2 protein-coding genes are annotated in these 2,441 nt (G+C 60.5%); both read left to right on the top strand.

Annotated features, from left to right (window positions below; all coding sequences use genetic code 11):
* Positions 1-1,087: toxic anion resistance protein (locus tag JX325_RS15370; RefSeq protein WP_204791936.1), on the top strand; the 1,087-nt coding region annotated here is incomplete at its 5' end.
* Positions 1,088-1,461: 374 nt separating this feature from the next.
* Positions 1,462-1,698, top strand: a complete 237-nt coding sequence (locus tag JX325_RS15365; RefSeq protein WP_204791935.1) for a helix-turn-helix domain-containing protein — start codon at positions 1,462-1,464, stop codon at positions 1,696-1,698.
* Positions 1,699-2,441 lie beyond the last annotated feature (743 nt).

Genomic DNA, 2,441 nt, shown 5'->3' with positions numbered 1-2,441 from the left:
CGCCGCCACCCCCGCCGCTCCCGAGCCGGAAAAGCCGGAGGTCAAGCCCGTGGAGCTGGACGACTCCATGCTCTCCGAGGCGGAGAAAAAGGCCGTGGAGGACTTCTCCAAAAAGATCGACGTGATGGACTCCAACCTGATTCTCCAATACGGCGCGGCGGCCCAGAAGAACGTGGCGGGCTTCTCCGAAAGCGCCCTGGCCTCCGTGCGCACCAAGGACCTGGGCGAAGTGGGCAAGTCCCTCTCCGAGCTGGTGGTGGAGCTGAAGGGCTTTGGCGGGGAGGATGAGAAAAAGGGCCTCTTCGGCAAGTTCAAGAAGGCCGGGAACAAGCTGGAGGTCATGAAGGCCCAATATTCCAAGGTCGAAAGCAACGTGGACAAGATCGTCCGGGAGCTGGAACAGCATCAGGTGACCCTGATGAAGGACGTGGCCATGTTCGACCAGATGTATGAGCTGAACCTTAAGTACTATAAAGAGCTGACCATGTATATCCTGGCGGGGAAGAAGAAACTCCAGGAGGTCCAGGCCAACGAGCTTCCCGCCCTCCGGGCCANGNNGGAGCAGACCGGCGCCCAGGAGGACGCCCAGCGGTACAACGACTTGGTGCAGATGTGCGAGCGGTTTGAAAAGAAGCTCCACGACCTGGAGCTGACGAGGATGATCTCCATCCAGATGGGCCCCCAGACCCGGCTGCTCCAGAACAACGACACGCTGATGGTGGAGAAAATCCAGTCCTCCCTGGTGAACACCATTCCCCTGTGGAAGAGCCAGATGGTCCTGGCCCTGGGGATGGAGCACGGCCGCCAGGCCACCGCCGCCCAGAGCGCCGTGACGGAAATGACCAACGAGCTTTTGAAAAAGAACGCCGACATGCTGAAAATGGGCACCATCCAGACCGCCAAGGAGGCGGAGCGGAGCGTGGTGAGCATCGAGACTCTCCAGCACACGAACCAGCAGCTGATCTCCACCCTGGACGAGGTGCTGAACATCCAGCGGGAGGGTGCGCAGAAGCGGAAGGAAGCCGAGGTGGAGCTGGGCCGCATCGAGGGCGAACTCCGGGCAAAGCTGATGGAGCTGCACAAATAAACGCCTATGGGCGGAACGGCCTGTAGGGGCGGACGCATAGCCCCTACGGGTCCNCCTGCCGGAGCTCCCGGGCCACGGAGAAGGCGGCCAGGAACATGGCTTCCAGCTCCAAGGAACAGCTGTCCTCCGGGGCCTGCTGATACCGCTCCAAAGACGCCATGTGTTCCCCGGAGAGGCCCTCCTTCAAGGCAGCGAGGTGCTTTGCCTCCAGGGATTTCGAGAGGTCGTAAGATTTGTGGTCCAGGCAGCGGGGGATGCGCTCGTTATGGGTGAAATCCATCAATANCTGCATGAGACTGGTCATGGGGATACCTCCTATATACTAGATAAAGGTATATTAACATACCTAAATTAGGTCTGTCAAGAGGTGCATTATGCAAATACTCGCCAAACGCCTAAAAGAATTGCGGGAGGAACGCAGAATTTACCAACGGGAGTTGGCGGAAATTCTGGGTATGTCCTTCCGGGGCTATCAAAATTATGAGACAGGCCAGAGCGAACCCAAGCTTGCGACCCTGATTGTTTTAGCGGACTATTACCAAGTATCCATCGACTATCTGGTGGGCCGGACGGACGCGCCGGACTTCCAGGCGGTGAAGACAGAGGAATGAGCCTATGAAATNCTTCCAAAAGCGCTCCGTGGCGGCGGTAATTATGGTCCTGGCCATCTTGACGGGCATTGCCCTGGGACAGGCGCGGAAGCCCTCCGCGCCGGAGCCGGACGGCGTGCCCTTAGACACAAGCCTGTCCACCNCCCCCTTAGAGCAGTACATCCGGGACCGGGCGGGCATCCTCTCGGCGAAGACGGAAAAGAGCCTGAGCCTTTACAACGCCAACTGGGACCGGCTGGGAAACAGCATTCTGGCGGTGGTGACGCTGGCGGAGGCCCCGGAAAATTTGGAGAGCGCCGCCTGGGAATGGGCCGGTGAGCTGGAGCTGACGGAGGACGACGCCGTCCTGGTGATGAGCGTCGGAGCCCAGGACTGCTACCTGCTTTCCAGCGGCAGGTTCTACGACCGCTTTGGGGGCCAAGAGGCCCATTACCTCAACAGCTTCCTTTTCGAGGGCTTTACGGCGGGGGATTACGACGGAGCCGTCCTGAACCTGTTCGCCCACGTCCACGGCCTCTTTGAAGGGACGGCGGAGCATGACGGCGGCGGGTATGTCCTGCTGGCGAACCTGATTCCCCTTGTGGTCCTGCTGGCGGTGCTCCTGGCAGTGCTGAGCAGTATGGACCGGATGCGCTACAACACCTGGTATGGCCGCTACGGCGGGATGCCCTCGCCGCCGGTGGTCTTCCGGCCCATCCTCTTCTGGCATGGTCCCGGGTGGTACGGACGGCGTCCGCCCCGCC

It is taken from the genome of Oscillibacter sp. CU971 (assembly GCF_905219725.1).
Classification (GTDB): Bacteria; Bacillota; Clostridia; order Oscillospirales; family Oscillospiraceae; genus Oscillibacter.
Note: the sequence above shows the minus strand (reverse complement) of the source record. Positions and strands in the feature narration are given on the sequence as shown.